Below are 20,369 nucleotides of genomic sequence, written 5' to 3'. Positions count from 1 at the left end.
GTCGCAACCGCTTTAAGCGAATATATTACGAGACCTTCATATTTAGCAATGATTGCTATGACATATCCAATTAAAAGGATGGCTAGCGGTATCGGCCTGTTTCGTTGCCGTGTACAGAATAGTTGCGCTATTGCATGAAATATTGCCTTGGTTGTAGATTTTTTCACAGGACAGGTCCGTCGACCCGTCTCGTATACTTACCGAAATTCATCGCCACGATCGCCGATTCGGCTCTGTCCCTGGCGATATTGCAGCGCGGCTGGATCGTCGCTCTGCGATTGTTTCGGTGCTTTGATTGGAAATCCTACGCGAGGCGGGTCGCGCGCTTTACCGAGCGAATGATAGCGGACGCAACACTGCCTGTCTGCGATCCTCTGATCTATTGGGTGACGTCGTGGCGCACTATCCATGACACGAACGCGTCCAACAGCACGGGGTCGAACTGTCCGGTTGACCTGAGCATCGCATCGATTGCTTCGCGGGGGGACCATGCCGTCTTATATGGCCTTATGGTCGTAAGAGCGTCATACACATCGCAGATTGCAGCGATGCGTGCGACCTCAGGGATTTCGGCTCCGACAAGCCCGTATGGATAGCCGGAGCCATCGAACCTCTCATGGTGATAGAGACAAACGTCCAGAACGGCTTTCGGTATATCCTCGATTTGCCTGAGCATCTCGTGGCCCAATTCCGGATGTTTCCGGATAAGCGCGAACTCGGCGGTGTCCAGCGGGCCAGATCTCTCCAGAAGCTTAGGCGACAAAGCCATTTTTCCGATGTCGTGTAGCAACCCGCCGAAACCGAGAAGGCTCACCGCATCTTCGTTCAATGCCAAACTCCGGCCGAATGCAATCATCGATGCGCTCACGGCCAACGAATGAAGAAGAGTTCCCTCCTGACCGCTTTCGGGTTTTTCGGCACCGATTAATGCGACAACCTCGACCGAGGACCGCGACATAAGCTTTCCTATCACTCTGCCGGCAGAATCATACCGGATGTCGCGGCAACGCCGCGCCCGGTTAAAAAGATGTCGAACGTCCGGTATTGCTTCTTTGATCAGCCGCTTGGCCAGCCTGACCTGCTCTGCTCGGTAGGGTGATTTGAAGTCGGCATCGTTTCCAAGAGCGGTTGACCTCATCGGCCTTAGAACATCCGCGCCACTATCCGCATCTTGCCTTGCGTCAATCCATACTGTCGGCTTGATATCCACGCGAGATGGCCTTGGGAAATGGTCAATCCCGCTGAAAACCTCATCCGCAGAGCATTCTCGCTCTCCTGCGAAGTTTTTCGTATTCAGCTGATGTAATCCGACTTTCTCTATCACTGGAATTGCCTGCCAGCCGTAAAAATACTGAATGCGTCAATAACTATTATTCGCGAGCAACAAGCCGAGAATCGATTGATTCTAACAACAATTATCTCTAATGTCGCGCCAAAATTTGAGATATATCATTCAATATGACTGAAATCATCGATCTGCTTCTAAATTCAATCGATGGTTATATATTTTAATACTATTGATTTTTGAAATCTTAGTGAGAAATAACGAATATAAACTTGAAAATATACCTTGCAATCTGATAGATCCTGAAATTAACCGACGAATTTTGTGCAACTCGATCGGGAACCCGCTTCGAAATTCGCGGAGCCATTTGCTGCTTCATCACCAATCCATCTAGAATGCCGAGTTTATTGGAAGCGGTGAGGTCCGCTAGCGTCTCATCCACTTTCCGCCGCTCGCGCGCGGAAAGCACTTGGCATGATGCCCTCTGGAAAGACGGTACCGCGCCATCTGCCAACGGATGTTTTCATGACTATGCTGAATTTCTGCAACAGAGCCTCATGTCCGCCGACGAAATTGAGTTTGTTCTTGCACTGTCCATTGGATGGTCGCTAAGTCACGTGACCATGGCTGCAAGCTTTTGGCGGACGAGCAAGCCTGCCAGATAGAATTCGAGAATCGAAGGTAATTCAATGACCGGACAACTTTCTCTCCCTCGTGATCGGATTTCCGTCCTTCTGTTGGAAGGCATCAGCCAGAGCGCGGTGGACTACTTTTCGTCGTCCGGCTACGTCAATCTCATACATTTGCCCAAGGCCCTGGATGACAAGGATCTCAAAAGTCATATAGCCGAAGCCCATATTGTCGGAATTCGTTCACGCACACAGCTTACGGAGGAAATTTTCAGCTCCGCCAAGAAGCTGATGGCCGTCGGCTGTTTTTCCGTGGGGACAAATCAGGTCGATCTGGATGCAGCCCGCCGACGCGGGATTCCCGTGTTCAACGCTCCTTATTCGAATACGCGCTCGGTCGCCGAGCTCGTGATCGGTGAGATCATCATGCTGACCAGGCGGATTTTCCCGCGTTCGGCTTCCGCTCATGTCGGCGGATGGGACAAATCCGCCGAAGGCAGTCGTGAGACGCGCGGGAAAACGCTGGGCATCGTGGGCTACGGCAACATCGGTTCTCAGCTCAGCGTTCTTGCGGAAAGCATGGGTATGAACGTTCGCTATTTTGATCCTTCGGACAAGCTTCGCCACGGCAATTCGGAATCCATGGCTTCGCTCGGTGAGCTTCTCGAAATCTCGGACTTCGTGACGATGCATGTTCCGGAGACCAGTTCGACGCAAAACATGATCACCGAGGCCGAGCTGCGCAGAATGAAAAAGGGAGCCTTTTTCATCAACAATTCCCGTGGCACGGTGGTCGATCTTGAAGCGCTTGCCAAGGCTTTGAAAGAAGGACATCTCGCGGGCGCGGCCGTGGACGTGTTCCCGAGGGAGCCCGCATCCAACAAGGAACGCTTCGAAACGCCGCTGCAGGGTTTGGATAACGTTATTCTGACGCCGCATATCGGCGGATCGACCGAAGAAGCCCAGGAGCGCATTGGAAGGGAAGTCTCCAGGAAGCTTGTCGAGTATTCCGATGTCGGCTCGACGCTGGGCGCGGTCAATTTTCCCCAGGTTCAACTGCCGCCGCGGCCAAACGGCACGCGCTTCATCCATGTTCATGAAAACCGCCCGGGCATTCTGAACAGTCTGAATACGATTTTTTCGTCGCGCGGACTGAATATCGTCGGCGAGTTCCTGCAGACGTACGGCGAAACGGGTTATGTGGTCATTGAAGTCGAAGGCGTTGGCCAGAGAGCCAATGATATACTTGACGCGCTTCGCCAGCTCCCAGGAACGATACGAGCTCGATTGGTTTACTGACAGCAGCAGGAAATCGCCATTCCCCAAGTGTTCTCGCGTAGTTTTATCGCCGAACTGGTGGAGAGTTCATCGGAACGATTGTCGGAATCATGGAAGCCGAAACGGTCATTTTGCCTGATAAAATGATCGTCCGGAAGTCAATCGCATGATGTCTTGATCGCCTATGGCGGCGTGCGAAGGTCCTTCTAGGCAAGTACGAATTTTCAGGCTCTAGCGTCCTTTGCCGATATAAGCCGCAAGCTCGTCAGGCGTCCCTTGAGGGAAAGCTTCTTTCAGAAAATCGAGAAACGCCGAGACGCGCGCACCGAGCAACCGCCGCGAAGGATACAGTGCCCACAAAGCAATGTCGGGTCCGTCGATCTCGCCCCATTGGACGAGTGTGCCGTCGGCGAGATCGTGGCTTACCAGTGAAACGGGAAGACGTCCCGCTCCCACGCCTGCCCTCACTGCATCCCGGACCATGATAAGCGACGACAACGTGAGGACGGGCTCGATGTTGATTGTCGGCCGGCCATCGGCGGTCCTGACCTCCCATGTCTGCCGGTCGCTTGCTCCCCGCAGGACACCCGGCACGGGAAGATCGCCCGTCGGCAGGAGAAGATCGGGACTAGCCACGACAACCAGCCGATCGCGCAGAAAAATTCGCCCAACCAGTGTCTCATCTGGATTCGGATTGACCCGGATGACCAGATCATAGCCTTCCTCGATCATATCGACTGCCCGGTCCTCGGTGGTTACTTCCAGCCTCACCTCCGGATACTTGAGGGCAAACCCGGCTGCAATTTTGCCCATCGCAGTCTGAGAGAACAACAAGGGCGCGCTGATCCGCAATCGCCCCTTCGGCTTGTCGCTGCCGGACGCAATCGCCGAGGCAGTTTCATCCAGCTCGGCAAGCAAAACGCCTGTCCGCTCGAACAGTGCCCGTCCTTCCTCCGTAAGCTTCAGGTTGCGGGCTCCCCGCTCAAACAGGCGCAGGTCGAGGCTGCTTTCCAATTCCGCGACACGTCGCGACAAGGTCGCTTTCGGCCGGCCGGTGGCGCGCGCCGCTTTGCCGAAGCCACCATGACGAGCGACGAGATTGAAATCAGCAAGAGCAAGAAGATCCATGATCTGTTTCACCTGTGAGACGGTCTGTCCAAAATCGGCATCTGGTGGCCCTTTGATGGGCCGATCATATTCCGGATGTCAAGCAACCCAACCCGGAGAAAATATCATGACCATTCTCGTTACAGGTGCCACCGGCCGTGTCGGCCGCCATGTGGTCGACCAACTCGTCAAGCGTAGCGCAAGCGTGCGCGTCCTCACTCGCGACCCCTCAAAGGCCGAGTTCCCGGCCGGCGTGGAAGTCGCGCAGGGCGAGCTCCTCGACATCGAAGCGTTGCGCAAAGCGTTCACCGGCATCAGCACCCTGTTCCTCCTCAATGCGGTCACGGGGGACGAGTTCACCCAGGCAATCATCGCTCTGAACATCGCACGCGAGTCAGGCGTCGATCGGGTCGTCTATCTGTCGGTCATCCACGCCGACCGCTTCGTCAACGTTCCACACTTCGCGGTGAAGTCCGGGGCCGAGCGGATGATCGAGCAGATGGACTTCAGCGCTACGATCCTGCGTCCGTCCTACTTCATCGACAACGAACTCATGATCAAGGACGTCATCTTCAACCACGGTGTCTATCCGATGCCGATCGGCGGCAAGGGCGTCGCCATGGTCGACGCCAGCGACATTGGTGAAGTCGCAGCCATTGAGCTGATCCGTCGGGATCAGGCGTCCGGCAAGCTGCCGATCGAAACGATCAATCTGGTCGGCCCCGATACGCTGACAGGATCAGACGTTGCGGCGATCTGGTCTGATGTCCTGGGACGCCCGGTCGCCTATGGCGGCGATGACCCCAGCGGGTTCGAGCAGAATCTCGCAACCTTCATGCCAAAGTGGATGGCGTACGAGATGCGCTTGATGGCCGAGCGCTATGTCAGCGACGGCATGATCCCGGAGACCGGCGACGTCGAGCGCCTGACGAAACTTCTCGGCCGTCCGCTGCACTCCTATCGCCATTTCGCAACCGAGACCGCCTCCAGATCCTGATGCCAGGTCAACCTCATGACGGCCGGGCTCCGATATTCACCAGAACCCCAAACAGGGCGACCTCTTGAGGAGGCGCCCTGCCCTTCACGCGGAAGAAAGCCATGACTGCGCTTACCCATCAAAGCTCTCCAGCCAACCCCGCAAGGATACTCATCCTGAGAGCGACTGGCCGCCTGATCGTCGACCAGGCCGTGTATGAAGGAGGGCAGCGCTACAGGTTGTTAGCCCGCGGATTTTGTCCCACCACCTGCTCCGCATCGACGGGCACTTCAACCAAGATGGATGAGTGACCAGCGCTGTAGCTTTCGCGCATGATCTCGGCCAGATTGCTCAGATCCGGCATCAGCTTGCGGCTTGACCAGCCGCATGCGCGCGCCATCGATCCAAAGTCGATGCGGTGTAGATCGCTGTGGTAGCGGGAGGATGAATAGTCGGGAATGACCACGGGCAGGCCCTGCACCATGATGCCGAGTGCGCCGTTGTCCAGCACGAACAGGACAATTCCCAATGATCGCGCTTCGGCCAGGCAACCAGCAATCAACCGGAAGCATCCATCGCCCGTAAAAGCGAAGACCGTCGCGTCCGGTTTTGCAAGCTTTGCGCCGATTGCCGTGCCGAAAGCTCCGCCCATTGCCGAACCGCGATAAAGCGAATGGAAGCGGACGTTCGGATGCGGGCGCTGCGTGACATACTGACGATCTTTGTAGGCAAGGCACACATCATCGAATGCAATGCTTCCCGGCAGCCATAGACGATCGAGCTCCTGATAAAATCGGGCGATATCGATTGTCCCGGTGCGTGGTGGCATGATCTCGCGGTCATTGAGATCAGCCACAAAAGCCGGTGCCGGGGGTCGCGGCGGTCTGATATCCTCGAGCCGGCCGATCGCCTCGCTCAGAACCAGATCGATTGGCCCTCGAACATCGAAATATTCCCCGCGCACACGATGCCGAAACTCACCCCCAACGCCGCCGTATGGGGCGGTCAGATTGGTAAAATTCCAAGTCGTATGGGCCGGTATCTCTGAAAAATTAAGAGTATATTCGTCAGGGCAAAACCCGAGGGTAATGACAATATCGTCAGGACCGAGGCTTCTCCAGAGCTGCATTGCGCGATCGTTACCGCCGAAGCCCAGATAGCCGAAACCGAAGCTATTGTTGCGCGCCACCGCATTCGCCCCGTTTATGCTCCAGACAATTGGTGCCTGTAATGCTTTGCACAAACGTGTGGTGAGTAGAGGCATATTCGGATACATGGCCGCCTCTTCCCCAGCGAGCACAATCACCCGACGCCCAGCCGATTGCCGCGGGAATTCGGCCACGAAATGGCCGAGCGACTCCTGGTCGATCTTGTTCGGTTTATGGGCGTAGTCACCGTGCCAAAACGTATGGACCGGCTCAGACACCATCTTTCCAAGTGCCTCCGGTGGCATCAGAAGTGCGACGGGCGAGCCCTGATCGAGATGTTTGCGAGCCTGCTCAAGTTGTTCTACGAGATGGTCTGGATCGTCCAAGACGAATGTGCCTGAGGGTAGCTCGGCCTTCAACTGAGCCACGACACCGGCACCCTCCGGGCTCGTGTCCTGCAGCGGTGCACGGTATCGCGTATCTGCCGGACTGAGAGGAATGAGATAGATTGCGGGAATATTGTGCAATTTCGCATCACTCAGGCCACAGGTCAGCAACCGCGTTGCGGCTCCCGTCGTTGCGATGGCTGCACTGATTTTCCCGCTCGCCAGATAGTATCCCAGAGGAATGAAGCCCGCGACGTACTCTCCAATATTGAAAAAACCGGGAGTTCGGCCCTCTCGTCGGGGAGGACCATCGGCTCGAGATGTTTGAGCAAATGGATGACCCCTCCGCCGGTGACGCCGGCATAGTGGCGCACATGCCAGGTCGCAAGCGTATCGATCAGGAATTCATACCCTGTTTTCGGCTTGACTACCCGAACATCGTCTCCCGTTTCGACTGCAAGATTCACCGTCATTTGCGCGCCTCTTGGCTATGAGCTTCGTTCCTGAATTCTGCGAAGTATTGACGTGCGCTTCCCCAGACCGGTCAGGCCCTTAGGAAGCGCGGTGCCGACACACGGCCGATCCCGATTACATGTTCTGGAAGCAGAATTATGCGATGCGTTTTTCCTGGGAGAGCGCTTCCATACCCGCAACCGTCGCCAGAAGATCCTCATCGCAAAGCGATGCCTTTTGGTCGGCGATGTGCTTGAAGCGGGAGAAAGCAAGATCGAGATCGGCATCGGAGCCGAACTCGACGCCCAGCGAGCGCATGCACATGCGAAAACCGTTACGACCCGAATTCTTTCCGAGCACCAGCCGATACTCGTCGGCGCCGACCTCCGCCGCCGTCATGATCTGATAGGTCAACGGATTCTTCAACATGCCATCCTGGTGAATGCCGGATTGGTGCGAGAAGGCATTCTTGCCGACGATCGCCTTGTTAGGCTGCACAACGAAACCGGTGATCTCCGAGACGAGCCGGGAGGCAGCGGTCAAGCGGCGGGTTTCGACCGACGTCTGGCATCGGAAGAAATCCTCCCGTGTATGCAGTGCCATGACGATCTCCTCGAGCGACGCATTGCCGGCTCGCTCGCCAATGCCGTTGATCGTGCATTCGATCTGGCGCGCGCCCTGCCGGGTCGCTTCGAGCGAGTTGGAAACAGCCATGCCCAGATCATTGTGACAATGCGCTGAAAACACTGCCTTGTCAGCATTCGGTACGACATTGCGCAGATAGGTGAATAGCTTGCCGTATTCGTACGGCGTGGCGTAGCCGACCGTATCAGGCAGGCTGACCGTGGTCGCACCGGCTCTGATCACCTGTTCCACAAAGCGGGCGAGAAACTCCGGCTCCGACCGGCTCGCGTCCTCGCAGGAAAACTCGATATCCTCGGAATAGCGTCGCGCGTGAGCCACCGCGCGAACAGCATGTTCGAGCACGTTTTCCGGTGTCATTTGCAACTTGTATTTCATGTGAATGGGCGAGGTCGCCAGCACGATGTGGATACGAGACGACGCCGCGCCGGAAACCGCCTCCGCCGTCAGGTCGATGTCGCGCTCAACCGCGCGGCTCAGGCCGCAAATCGTACTGTCCTTGACGACGCGCGCTACGGCTTTGATCGCATCGAATTCGCCGGGACTGGAGACGGCAAAGCCGGCCTCGATCACGTCGACCTTCAGCCCTTCGAGCATAAGCGCGATCTCGACCTTTTCACCGGTGTCAAGGTTGATGCCGGGGCTTTGCTCGCCGTCCCGCAAGGTGGTGTCAAAGATAATGATCTTTTCAGTGTTCATGCGACTCTCCCGATCGATTGAAACATCGGCATTGCCGAATTCGTAAGGGTTAGCTGTATGCATTGCGCGCAAGTCAGCGATGATCGACGCTTCGGGCGCATTCATGCCAGCGACGAAATCCATCACGTGATGCAAGTCCTGTCAGGTCTGATTCAGTTTGGCCCTGGCTTTGCAAAATTGTGCATTTCCTGAAGTATGCGCCCCATGCCGATGGCTTGGCTTTCGCGCTGCTCGGCCATCCCGCCCGATAGCTGCGTCGGCTCCGGAACGGATGCAATATGGGCGCGCGATCGGAAGGGAGCTTCGTTCCCACCAGGGCGCTGCAGGCAAATAGATGGTCGATTTCCGTGCCGGTCAGGTGGCTGGCATATTGTCGATGCAAGGCAGCCCAGGCCGCATCGATTTTCGGAGCAAAGATTTCAAAACCTGAGAATTGAGTGTCCATAGCGCACCGAATGGTTACTATGGCGAGGATGGCTGCATTCGTGATGGCGGTATTTTAGAAAACTATGCACTATGTTTAGAAAATTACGGTTTTCTGCTTAGCCAGCGTCAGCTGTAGCCGCTTTGCCACACTGACTTCTGACAGCTGGTATCTCAATGATATGGCGAGGGCAGCGCCTGCCTCGGTTCGCGAGCGGGTTGGGACAGCGCGCACCTGTTTGTACGACCGGCATGAACTCAAAGCCATTCGTTGGTCGAAGCAGTCTGTGGTTGCAAATGGTGTCGGCGCCACTGTTTCAGGCAGAAGCAGCAGTAACGATCGATCGGTTCCTAAAAGCTGTATCATGGCAGCAATCTGTCATCTACAATCAGAATCAGGGATCGTCCAAGAGTTGCCGAAAATCCGCGAGAGATTTCATCTTATCATTGGCAATAGACAGCACGAAATCGACGTGTCAGATGTTGCACAGACTATCGACTGGAAGCGCTGTATGCAAATTCGCACGAACACAACACGTCGTAATATCAATCCGATGTCTCCCATCCTTGTTGCTGCGGCGCTGGTAGCCCAATGGATGATCGCTGTCAGCCCTGCGCGGGCGGCAGAAAGCGTTACCGTTCCTCCCTATCAACCAGTCGTTGGGACTGAGCGCCACTATCGCGTTCAAAAGACGACCGAAACCGACATGTCGCTTTGGTTCGACAAGCCGGAAGCATCTTCCGTTGTCATGCGTGGCGATTTTCGTCAATCGGCAACCGTCTTGTCGCGGGATGACAAGGGGATGCGGATGAGATGGAGGCTTTCCGCCGATATCCCACCGGACGCGACGGGCGCCGCGGATTCCTATCCAATGAACGCCATGTTTCGGAACTCGCTTGCCGCCTACGGTGTTGAGCAGTTGGAATTCGAGGCAGATCTGGGCGGGGCGCCGACGGCGCTTGTCGGCGCCGATCAGATCGTTGCCAATATGGAAAGGCTCCTAGCCACGCAAGCGCCAGGTGGTGCCGTGGTGCCAGATAGCGCAGCCTCTCGCATGCTCCAGACCGTCAAAACTGATCCTCTCGCGGTTATCGACGTTCTTGCGCCGGAAAGCATGACCGTTGCCCTTGGGCAGTCTTCCCAAGCTTTCACAACGGATATTGGACAGGAATGGACCGTTGCAGGAAATGAAGAGCTGAAGGGTACTCTCGTTCCGACAACCACCGTCTGGAAACTCGAGGCCTCCGATAACGCCGCGCAAACAGCCACGTTCAGCGCGAACGTAATCTACGATCCGGTTACTCTCCTGCAATCTCAGCAATCTTCGATCGAGGGCATGATAGCAAATTTCGGCGAGCGGGCGAAACAACTGACCGATGCGCAATTGGCGGAGGCCAGAAGCGCCGGGAAGTCGCGGACCGTAACCTATGTGATTTCCACGCGCGATGGCTCGACGATCGAGGTTCTGGAAAGCACAATCGCAGCTGTTGGCGGTGTGAAGATTACCGTGGCTACGCATATGTGGCGTGAGGATCAGCCACCTGTTCTGCCTGCACCGCATGGATGGAATGCCAACACCTTGTCAGGCCAACGCGTCGAGCCGTTACCCAAAAACAATGCGCAAGCGTCAATCGATCTGCGTCAGTATGGTACGGAGACCGAAGCTAATTCCATTCCCTCTCCCAACCAAGATGACGGCGACAAAACCTCCGCCGATAAAACCAAGGACATTGCGCCGATCTCGCTCAAGATCGCGAGTGCCAAAACCTTGGTCGACCCCGTTTCTTTCGGACCTGCAGTGGAAATCGTGTTGACGCCGGAAAGCGCCAAGGTCTTCGGGGATTTCACTCGTGCAGCTCTCGGGCAAAAGACACAGCTGCTGGTGGATGGAAAAGTCATCTTCGAGCCGGTCGTAAGGGAGCCGATTATGGGCGGCAGCGTCACCATCGGCGGCCTTGATTCAGCGCAAGCTCAGAAAATCGAGCAGCAATTGTCGTCTTCCGACGCCACGATCACCGTGCAGTTGGCGCCATAATCTTGCAATGTGGATTTCTTCCGATGTCTGATCACCGCTGTGTTCTCAGATGTCACACGGATCGAGCACGTCGTGTCGTGATGCCCAACAGCTCGCTTTTAGCGCTTGATGGGAATAGAACCGGCGGCCCGTAGATCATTTGATTTCTTCGCACGGTTGCGGGCAAGGGATCGATGCCTTCGGAATCGAGCCGTCAATCTGGCTACCGCGCTCCCGGCTTTGTCATAGCCGAGAACAATCATAGCACGGAGCGCGAGTTTCGGCGGCCCCGCTCCACTGACAACAATTTACAAGCAGCCGGGCATCCCGACTTATTTTGTTGCTCCCGCCGTCAGTCCCGTAATTAGCTTTCGTTGGAACAGCATGTAGGCAAGAATGAGCGGGCCGATGACGATAACCGCGCCTGCCGTCAACACGGGCGTATTCACCGTGTAGCGTCCCTGGAAAAACAACATCCCAATTGGGAGGGTGCGATAGTTGTCATCGTTGACAAGAACAAGCGGAATAAGAAACTCATTCCAAGTCCAGATGAATAGGAACAGCGCCAGTGTCGACATGGCGGGCAGCATCAACGGCACAATAACTCGCGACAATATATAAGTCCGCGATGCGCCATCCAGTACCGCGGCTTCTATTACCTCAGAGGGCAGCTGTTGCATCGCACTCGCCATGAACATGGTCGCAAAAGGCAGCGACATGGCAATTTGAGGAAGGATCAAGGCAGCATAGGTATTGATGAGGCCAACATAGCGTATTTCATAGTATAGCGGAATGATGAACGCCTCGGTCGGCACCATCATGCCAACAGTTAAAAGGACGAAAATGGTGCGCCTGAATGGGAAGGTCAGGAATGCGAACCCAAATCCCGTTAGTGTTCCCAGTATGATGCTGACCACTACCACGGGAAAAACAATCATGACTGAATTCAGGAAATAGACATTAAACCGGCCATCGATCCAAGCATTTGCGTAGTTTTCGAAATGCGGATAGGCCGGCAATACGAATGCGCCTTGCAGGAGATCGGTACGGCTCTTCAGAGAGGTGAGTATCAGAAGAACGAAAGGAATAACCGTCAGGACCGCAAACAGCCAAAGAACGATACGCGAGGGCAACACTGCATTCATCCCACGAGAAATTCGGCTCACGACGCGCTCCCTTCATTCACTGGCCGCACCAACCGGTGAACAGCGTAGTTGATGGTAAAGACCAGAATCGCACCTATGATGGCAACGGCTGAGGCATATCCATAACGGTTCAATTGAAAGCCAAGCTCGTACATATAAATATTGGGAACGAGGGTCGCGTTGGCCGGACCGCCCCGCGTCATCGTAAAGATAAGATCAAAACTCTTAATAGAGGAAATGATGGTAAGAAGGAGCGCGATGCGTATTTCGGGCAGAAGCAGGGGGAGTGTGATGAAGAAGAAAACCCTGCTCCCTTTGGCACCATCGACCCTCGCCGCTTCAAACAGCGATGGATCTATCCGCTGGATGCCAGAAAGAAACAAGACCATGCAGAAACCGAAGAAATACCAGCTTGCGACAAGGCCGACCGCCGGCAAGACAAAGGTGAAGTCGCCAAGCCAAGGTAAAGCGATCGAACCCAAGCCAATCAGCTTTAGTGCCTGGTTGATGGGGCCAAAAGCAGGGTTGTAAAGCCAGTGCCAAATGATGCCGAGGACGGCGGTAGGCATGATATAGGGCAAAAACAGCAGCGTACGTAGCGCGAACTGCTCGCGCTGCCTGAGCGTCCAGACCATCGCAGCAAATAAGAGACCGACGACAATCGGAATAACACAGTAAAACACCATGAAAAAAGCGTTATTTTTCAATGCTATATAGAAGGTTTCATCTGAAAGCGATTTTGCATAATTGCCAATCCCAATCCAGTTGGGTGGGCTGATCCCATTCCATTCAGTGAAACTGATACCGATTGCCGCGACAATAGGACCAAGGATAAGAGCAAAATAAAGCAGCAGACCGGGCAGAATATAAATGAGATTTCGGCTGGCTTTTGCGTCAAGTGGCGAGCGTTTCATGCACCATCTCGGAAATATGCCAGACGCCGAATTATGCCGCTCTGGCCGTGATCAGGATAGACGTACCGAAGTTTCCCGCCGCAGCTTCTCTTCAATGGATTAGTGCGGCGGGATTGGTATGGATGGTGGCAATCACTTGCTCTTCATATAGGCGGCGTAGTCCGTATCGAGCTTGCCGATCAGTTCCTCAGGCGTTTCCTTGTTCGCAAGCAACAGAGGCGTGTTTTCATCAAAGGTCTTGAGCATGGTTGGGCTCGCCCAATCGGGATAATGTCCAAGTGCGTTGTTATCATTCAACGACTTCCACATTGAGATGCCTTCTTTCAGAAGTGGGGAAGCGTTGACCCCGGCGTCTTCCGGAACCGGGGTTGCAGGCAGGTAGCCGGCATGAACCCAGGTAACGGACGCGTCCTTGGAAACCATATAGTTGATGTACTCGCCCGCAAGATCCTTCATTTTGTCATTCTTCGCCAGGCTCGTGATCGCCCAGGCAAGGTCGACGCCGCCAACCGAAAGCGGATGCTTGATGCCGGCGGGTGCCGGGATCGGCATGAAATGGATATCGGGATTGTTCTGCATCTCGCCAAAGTACCAGGTCCCCGAAATCAGAAAGGCCCCTTGGCCAGAGACAAAAAGCTGAACGGCATCATCACCCGAGATGCCCTGGTAACCATCGAAGAAATACCCATTTTTTGCCCAATTCTGGACAAGTCTGGCCGATTCCAGATTGCCGGGCGTATTCCAGGTGCCGCCGCGGCCGTAGATCAGGTCATCGAGCGCTTTTCGATCGGATGCATCGATATGCGCTTGACTGATCCCGGCCAGCATATGGAGCGCCAAGTGGCCCTTGGCCGTACCGATCGTGAGCGGTGCAGTACCTGCCGCCTTGACCTTATCCAAGGCTGCAAGGAAATCATCGAAGCTCTTGATCGGAAGTTCGACGCCAGCGGCTTTCAAAATCTTTTCATTGTAATAAAGGCCGACGATTTCGGCGAGCGACGAGATGCCGTAGGTCTCACCCACACCGAACTCGCCCTTGCTCGACCAGCGGTCACGCGCCACGAGACTATCGGACTGGTTTTTATCCCATCCGTATTTCTTGAGGTAGGTATCGACAGGAACGAGAAGGTTTTCCTTCACCATCGCACCCATCTCACCGGCTCCCTGGTTGACCTTAGTCACCACTGGCCCATCGCCGGACGAAACGGCGAGTTTAAGCGTAAGATTGAGATCCTGGAAATCGCGTACGGTGTGGTCAAGCTTAACGTCGGGATGCGCCTTCTGGAAATTGGCGTTGAGCTCGGTCATCACGGCGGCTCGCGACTCCGAATCGTGGTCGTCCCAAACCGTGAGCGTATCGGCAAAGGCAGTTGTCGATATGCCGAACCCCACAAAAACGGCGCCCGCCAAAATTCCTGCCTTCTTCAGAATGAATGCTGTATTGATGGAGATGAAATCGCTAAACATTGATTGGTTCCCTCTAGCTGCGTTTTGGCAGTTCCTATCGATTCCAACCGGCTGGTCTTAGTAAGACGCACCGAATGTCTTGCATCGTCAGGCCTTTACTGGTCCGACGAATTTCCTTATTCTTCTCATAAAGTCCGTGGGCTTTTGTCCCTAAGATGCAGTTCCTCAATTTTCTCAGTTTTACCGCCGCCTGACGTCAGTTCGCTTCGTGCAGCGGCCAGCAAATCGATGATGCCATGCCTCCTAAGATCGACAATTATTTCATCCGTCCGGCCACCGAGGACGACGTTGACGCCCTCTTCCATATTTGCCTGATGACGGCTGACGCCGGAGCCGACGCGAGCGCGCTTTACAGCGATCCGCGCCTTCCCGGTTACGTGTGGGCGGTGCCTTATCTCAAATTCGCTCCGGATTTTGCGTTCGTTCTCGCCGAAGGCGAGCGGGTCATAGGCTATGTCGTCGGGACGCCGGATACTGTCAGTTTTGACGAAGAGCTCGACAGGCATTGGTGGCCGCGTGTTCGGAACGAGATCGCTGGTCTGACACCCAGTGCTGCAAAAGACGCCGATGTTCTGGAGCGTATCGCCAACCCCCATAGCGGAACGTCGGGTCTTGAAACGACTTACCCTGCGCATCTTCATATCAATATTCTGCCTGAAGCCCAATCGGGTGGATGGGGACGCCTGATGATCGAGACCATGCTCAACAAGCTTTCGGGCCACGGCGTGCCTGCGGTCCATCTTGGCGTTAGTCCCGCAAACGAGCGCGCCAAGGGTTTTTACCGGCATCTCGGTTTCGAAGAACTCAGCCATAACGATCACCTTGCCTTCGTCATGAAATTGGATAAGCCGGCAGTCTAAACGGAAATCCTGCCCCCATCCGCTCATTACCTATTCTCCGCGTTCGCAGCCTCTAAGCCATATTTAAGGACAACAGCGGCTGGCATTGCGCTCCATCCCTGCAGCAGAGAGCCACGTCCGTACGGCGGCGAGAAATACTCGACCGCACCTGCCCAACCATTTGCCAAGCAGGCTTCCCACCAGCGTACAAGCGCATAACGCGCTCCACCGAGGCCGTGGCGTATTCTTTCTTCCGCATAGACGCCGTCCCAATAAGGCCAATCCGATCCATTGTGGTAACGGAAGGGGAAAGCGGTCTTCGATCTAACGTCACTTGCCCGTTTAAATGGTGGGAACGCGCAAAGGACTCCCCAATCGCCATAGGGCTGTTGCTTATTATTTCGAGCCTCCAAAGCCCCTTCCATCGCCTTTAGCAGGCCAGCGGCGCGCGTCGGCGAAATGGCCCCATAACGGGAGAGCGTCAGACTGTCGAGCACGAGATGATCCTCAGCAAATCCATCGGGGGTGATGAAATCGGCGTAACCATTTCTGCTTGGAACAAAAAGTTTGTTCTCGATCTCGGCGCGAGCGTGCTGCGCTGTTTCGCTTGCCTTCCGTGCTAGCGCAGGATCGTGCCCGGCTCCCAGTTTAGCCACGGCATCCAATGCCCCGACGAAAAGACCCAGATTATAGGAGACAAGGCCTTCCCGGTAGACATTGTCCGCCCAGTCCCTGTCATTTCGTGGCTTGAGCGGCAATACGCTACCAGGGCCTGCGAACCCCAGATATCGTTCAACGATGGCCGTAACAAGCGACCAGTGCAGCAGTACTTCTGTCGTATCCCCTGTGGCGTCCACATAGTCGGCGAGAAAGAGGATGAAGAAAAGCGGGCTGTCAAAATGGTCGCTCCACCAATCACCTGGGCGATTGTGGTGCTCCGGAACAGCCTTCCCGTGATATTTCTCGGGGTTTAGCTTGCAATCGAGAACGAAGCTCTGCCAGGCGCGCGATTGCGCCGGTCCGGTCAATATCACGCCGCTTGGCGCCTCTCCGTCAGGCTGGATTCCCTTGGCTAAAAGCCGAATTTCGTCGCGTACCGCTTCCGGCGCAAGCTTCAGTAGCAGTTGCATCGTCCAGTAGCCATCGCGATAATAGGTGCGTGCAGGTGCACTATAGGCCTGCCCCGCAGCCAAGCCGGCAAACGCACCATTCTCGTCCAGCCGTATGCTGGAAAGCGCGGCGTGCGCGCCTTGCATCACCATGCTGCGCATCACGGGATCTGCCTCGGGCGCGACATCGCAACGGGCTACATAACTCGCGGCCTCTGCTATGATAACATCGCTTGCAAGACTAAATGCAGCTTCAGCCTCCTCTTCGGAGGCGCCGGCAGCGACGCGGATATCGCCGTTACCGACCTCGACAATCATCGCACCCCAGCCGGTCACGACCGTATGGCGATTATTGCGTTTGACGATCTTGGCCCGCGGACTATCCTTGTCAGTCTCATGCCACCAAGCACAGCGACGAGCCGGATAGATTCCTTCCGCGCGGGCGTTGCGGATCAGAAGGACTGGCTTTGACTGGGCGACAAAGATGCCACCCGCTTCAGCGACGACTCTGTTTGGACCATAGACGTAAGGTCCGGCAAGCTTTGAAAAACGTATGCGCCCCAGACGACCGCTTCCCCAAAGAGCGAGATCAAGATACCCGTCGGGATGCACGTCCGCTTGCAGCCGAGGCGCCATAATCGGCAGGATGACCGGATGTTTGGTTATGATTTCGCCTTGGGACGTGGGGGTCATCATGGCAAATCAAGCGCCTTTCAATGCGCTGTGTCGATGGGATGACGAGTGAAATCCAGGCTGCGATATCCAGCACGCTTGCCGGCATGGAGCGCTATGAAGTCCGCAGCGAATGCAGGACTACATCTCCCATCCTTTGATCTCGCTTTCATGACCTCTCCGCAATTTGCTCAGCCATTGGGCACAGTCTACGAATTGGGCGCCGAATTTGTCAATGACATGGACAAATTAAATGATTTGGTTTAGCCAAATGACGAGATTCACCTGAATTTCGCGATACTTCCCTTGAAGTTGGGCACAACCGCAGCGCGGCATGAATGAATTAGGAAAAGGTCCCGAACTAATTAGAGGTAGAATGCGAGCTAGCAATCATGCCTAATGTGACCCAGACACCGATAGCGCGAAAAATCTCTACCAATTCCGTTGTTCGGACCATACTTGCAAAAGGTCCTATTTCCCGCGCGGATATTGCCAAGCAAACGGGCTTGTCCAAGCAAACGATTTCCGATGTCGTTCGCAATTTGGAGAACAATGGTTGGCTGAAGCCGACCGGATATACCGACGGGCGCCTGGGGCGAAACGCAATAACGTATGAGCTCGACGCAAATGCCGGTTTCGCCGCGTCCATCGATCTCGGCGGGACCAAGATCGCCGCTATCATCTGCGATCTGGTTGGAAATGTTGTTGCCGAAACCAAAGTGCCCACTAGCTCGCGCGGCGGCCTCCATCTGGTTGATCAATTCCATACCATTATACAGGACCTTGGCCGCGGCGCCGGTATCGATCTCTCCAAATTGCGCGTCATAGTACTGGCCACGCCAGGCGTGCTTGACCCGGTCACCGGGCATATCAATGTCGCACCGAACATCCCTGGGGTCGAAACAATTGACTTGCGCCGGCTCTTGAGCGACCGGATGGCAATCCCGGTCATCATTGAAAATGACGTCAATCTTGCTGCGCAAGGAGAACGATGGCGAGGGCACGGCTCCACATCAGATAATTTTGCCTTCGTAGCACTCGGGACCGGTATCGGCATGGGCATCATTGCGAATGGCAGCCTCATGCGAGGCGCTCGCGGTGGCGCCGGCGAGATCGCTTATCTGCCGCTCGGCGGGGAACCGTTTGATCCAGGCGGCTTCACCCTTGGTACTCTTGAAACCGCCGTGGGTAGCGCGGCAATGGTGCGGCGCTATTCTGGATATGGTGGGCAGGGCAAGGCAACGGTAGCGGATCTTTTCTCGGCCCTGGTGGCTGGCGAGCCAGCCGCTGTTGCCGTGATCGAGGAGACTTCGCGGTTGATAGCACTTGCCATTGCCGCAATCGGTGCAACGCTCGATCCGGAGCTGGTGATCATGGGCGGCAGTATCGGCGCCCGCCCCGAACTTGTCGACGCCATTCGCAAGTACCTGCCACGTTGCACGCCTTACCCACCTCGCATCGAAATCAGTCGGTTTGGCAATCGGGCGGCTCTGGTCGGTGGCATCGGCATCGCCGTGGAGCACATGCACGAGGAGCTGTTTGGTGTTGATTTGCAAGATCCATGAGATGAACAGCGTATCGCGCGGATGAACTGCCTGAAGACCGAACTGACAGAAAACGGCAGCGTCAAATCGGCTGTCGCGTCGATATAACTTATTGATATAATATTGTTATTTAGATTATTCTTCTGCTGAGGCGTAGCTACACGTCATCTTCCGCAGGGACGAAGTATCGGGACGCATGCTATAATCTGGAAAGCGCGGCGGGCAGCGTATGCCGGCAGCAGTGACGAGGTCCGAAACAAGGCTTGACCTCAACCCATCTTGAGGTTGCAGTATGTCGTTGCGCCGGAGGTTCGTGATGTTGAAAATACTGAGCGATGAGGATTTGGACAGCGTCGCGCTCATGCCGGCTGCTCTCGGCGCATTGGAAGCGGCCTTCCTCGCCAAAGCATCCGGCAATACCGTTTGCCCTCCTCGGCACCACGTCTCGTTTCCCAGCAGCGGCGATCTAGTGTTTACGGTCGGCGGCATACTTGGTGAAAAGCCGCTTGCCGGCTTTCGCGTGTATGAAACGTTCAGTGGGCTCGAACATTCGCAGATCGTTGCCGTGTGGTCCGCGCATGACGCCAAACTTAAAGGGATCATCCTGGGCGAACGGCTCGGCCAGATCAGAACGGGGGCGATTGGGGGCATCGCCATACGCCATCTCAGCGATCCAAACGCGAAAACCATCGGCGTTGTCGGCAGCGGTGCTCAGGCCCGAACGCAACTGATTGCCGCCGTCGCCGTTCGAAACATAGTAAGCGCCCGCGTCTTCAGTCGCGATGAGAGAAACCGCAGGGCTTTCGCCGAGGAAATGCAACGCAAGCTGGGCATAACAATAGAACCCGCCGACAGTGTTGCGGAAACCGTGGCGGATGCCGATATCGTGCTTTGCGCTACGAACAGCAATATGCCCGTGCTCCATGCGGCGGATTTGAAGGCCGGAGCGCACGTCAATACGGTCGGTCCGAAAACATTGCAGGGGCACGAGCTCGGACTGGACTTGGCCGATGCCGCGCATGTGATCGTCACGGACTCCCTCGAACAAACACGAACCTACGCCGCGCCTTTTTTCCTTGCCGGATCGCCGCACGAAACCCGTATGCGGGAACTTTCCGATATTATCGCGAACACCGCGCAAGGCCGGACATTGCCTTCCGATACGACGCTTTTTTGCTCGGTCGGCCTTGCGGGAACGGAGGTAGCCATCGCGTCAGCCATATTCGACATGCTGTGAGAATGGCCCAATCTGCCGCCGCAAGAGAGGAGCCTGGAGAAAGGCGCCGCTGAAATCCACGGATATGGGCTTACTGCCCTTCCCTGTCGTCGTCTGCGGTCACATTGCCGCGGCCGTCAGCGCAGCGTAAATATACAATGAATGATTGCATAACATATAATGCAACTTTATGGATCCGCAATCTTACGCAGCTATATTATCGACCATTAGAGATCCATCATAATAATTCATAGCATCTATTCGGACTCCGACAAAATACAAACCGATATTATTTGCCGGCTGATTGATGAATTTACTGATTTGAAATGAAGTTATGCGCAGATATACCATATTGTTTGGGAAGCCGGGGTGTGGGCGGATGAAACCGCGCCCGAAAACTTCCGGAATGACGGACTGATCGG

At 55.4% G+C, this 20,369-nt stretch carries 15 protein-coding genes; 6 read left to right on the top strand and 9 right to left on the bottom strand.

The window, feature by feature from the left end; translation table 11 throughout:
- Positions 1 to 379 precede the first annotated feature (379 nt).
- Positions 380 to 1,324, bottom strand: a complete 945-nt coding sequence (locus tag HGP16_RS08865; protein WP_312867307.1) for an HD-GYP domain-containing protein — start codon at positions 1,322 to 1,324, stop codon at positions 380 to 382.
- 650 nt (positions 1,325 to 1,974) lie between these two features.
- On the opposite strand from HGP16_RS08865, the gene serA reads away from it, so the two are divergent.
- Positions 1,975 to 3,213: a phosphoglycerate dehydrogenase gene (gene serA / locus HGP16_RS08860; RefSeq protein ID WP_168839628.1), complete on the top strand. Its 1,239-nt coding sequence runs from the start codon at positions 1,975 to 1,977 to the stop codon at positions 3,211 to 3,213.
- A gap of 210 nt (positions 3,214 to 3,423) precedes the next feature.
- Here serA and HGP16_RS08855 read toward each other — a convergent pair whose 3' ends face one another.
- The gene (locus HGP16_RS08855; protein WP_168839627.1) at positions 3,424 to 4,320 is read right to left on the bottom strand and encodes a LysR family transcriptional regulator; all 897 of its coding nucleotides are present in this window, start codon (positions 4,318 to 4,320) and stop codon (positions 3,424 to 3,426) included.
- A 106-nt stretch (positions 4,321 to 4,426) separates the two neighbouring features.
- On the opposite strand from HGP16_RS08855, the gene HGP16_RS08850 reads away from it, so the two are divergent.
- Positions 4,427 to 5,296 (top strand): SDR family oxidoreductase, encoded by an 870-nt coding sequence (locus HGP16_RS08850; protein ID WP_168839626.1) that lies wholly within the window; start codon positions 4,427 to 4,429, stop codon positions 5,294 to 5,296.
- A 211-nt stretch (positions 5,297 to 5,507) separates the two neighbouring features.
- On the opposite strand, the gene HGP16_RS08845 is transcribed toward HGP16_RS08850, so the two are convergent.
- The 3 genes from HGP16_RS08845 to HGP16_RS08835 form a co-directional block, all read right to left on the bottom strand.
- A complete protein-coding gene (locus HGP16_RS08845; protein ID WP_409526822.1) occupies positions 5,508 to 6,980 on the bottom strand; it encodes a thiamine pyrophosphate-dependent enzyme in 1,473 nt (490 codons plus the stop codon).
- A 438-nt stretch (positions 6,981 to 7,418) separates the two neighbouring features.
- A complete protein-coding gene (locus HGP16_RS08840) occupies positions 7,419 to 8,603 on the bottom strand; it encodes a 2-isopropylmalate synthase (RefSeq protein ID WP_168839625.1) in 1,185 nt (394 codons plus the stop codon).
- A 73-nt stretch (positions 8,604 to 8,676) separates the two neighbouring features.
- Positions 8,677 to 9,048, bottom strand: coding sequence for a hypothetical protein (locus HGP16_RS08835; RefSeq protein ID WP_168839624.1), 372 nt, complete (start codon positions 9,046 to 9,048; stop codon positions 8,677 to 8,679).
- 343 nt (positions 9,049 to 9,391) lie between these two features.
- Here HGP16_RS08835 and HGP16_RS08830 point away from each other — a divergent pair, with 343 nt between their 5' ends.
- Positions 9,392 to 11,062, top strand: a complete 1,671-nt coding sequence (locus HGP16_RS08830; RefSeq protein WP_205927484.1) for a SecDF P1 head subdomain-containing protein — start codon at positions 9,392 to 9,394, stop codon at positions 11,060 to 11,062.
- Between the two features lie 311 nt (positions 11,063 to 11,373).
- Here HGP16_RS08830 and HGP16_RS08825 read toward each other — a convergent pair whose 3' ends face one another.
- The 3 genes from HGP16_RS08825 to HGP16_RS08815 form a co-directional block, all read right to left on the bottom strand.
- Complete coding sequence (locus tag HGP16_RS08825) at positions 11,374 to 12,207, bottom strand: carbohydrate ABC transporter permease (RefSeq protein ID WP_409526821.1); 834 nt, start codon at positions 12,205 to 12,207, stop codon at positions 11,374 to 11,376.
- On the bottom strand, positions 12,204 to 13,100 hold the full coding sequence (locus tag HGP16_RS08820; RefSeq protein WP_168839622.1) for a carbohydrate ABC transporter permease: 897 nt from the start codon (positions 13,098 to 13,100) through the stop codon (positions 12,204 to 12,206). Before HGP16_RS08820 ends, HGP16_RS08825 begins: the two co-directional genes overlap by 4 nt.
- 132 nt (positions 13,101 to 13,232) lie before the next feature.
- Complete coding sequence (locus HGP16_RS08815; RefSeq protein ID WP_168839621.1) at positions 13,233 to 14,567, bottom strand: extracellular solute-binding protein; 1,335 nt, start codon at positions 14,565 to 14,567, stop codon at positions 13,233 to 13,235.
- Between the two features lie 236 nt (positions 14,568 to 14,803).
- Here HGP16_RS08815 and HGP16_RS08810 point away from each other — a divergent pair, with 236 nt between their 5' ends.
- Positions 14,804 to 15,427, top strand: a complete 624-nt coding sequence (locus HGP16_RS08810) for a GNAT family N-acetyltransferase (protein WP_168839620.1) — start codon at positions 14,804 to 14,806, stop codon at positions 15,425 to 15,427.
- A gap of 26 nt (positions 15,428 to 15,453) precedes the next feature.
- Here HGP16_RS08810 and HGP16_RS08805 read toward each other — a convergent pair whose 3' ends face one another.
- The gene (locus HGP16_RS08805; RefSeq protein WP_409526825.1) at positions 15,454 to 17,208 is read right to left on the bottom strand and encodes a glycogen debranching protein; all 1,755 of its coding nucleotides are present in this window, start codon (positions 17,206 to 17,208) and stop codon (positions 15,454 to 15,456) included.
- A gap of 371 nt (positions 17,209 to 17,579) precedes the next feature.
- Here HGP16_RS08805 and HGP16_RS08800 point away from each other — a divergent pair, with 371 nt between their 5' ends.
- The gene (locus HGP16_RS08800; RefSeq protein ID WP_168839618.1) at positions 17,580 to 18,752 is read left to right on the top strand and encodes an ROK family transcriptional regulator; all 1,173 of its coding nucleotides are present in this window, start codon (positions 17,580 to 17,582) and stop codon (positions 18,750 to 18,752) included.
- 295 nt (positions 18,753 to 19,047) lie between these two features.
- Entirely contained in the window at positions 19,048 to 19,968 is a 921-nt protein-coding gene (locus HGP16_RS08795; protein ID WP_168839617.1) for an ornithine cyclodeaminase family protein, read from the top strand.
- Positions 19,969 to 20,369: the final 401 nt, after the last annotated feature.

Source organism: Rhizobium sp. P40RR-XXII (assembly GCF_012641405.1).
Taxonomy (GTDB): domain Bacteria; phylum Pseudomonadota; class Alphaproteobacteria; order Rhizobiales; family Rhizobiaceae; genus Rhizobium.
The sequence above is the reverse complement of the archived record's forward strand: the minus strand, read 5'-3'. Positions and strand labels throughout refer to the sequence as shown.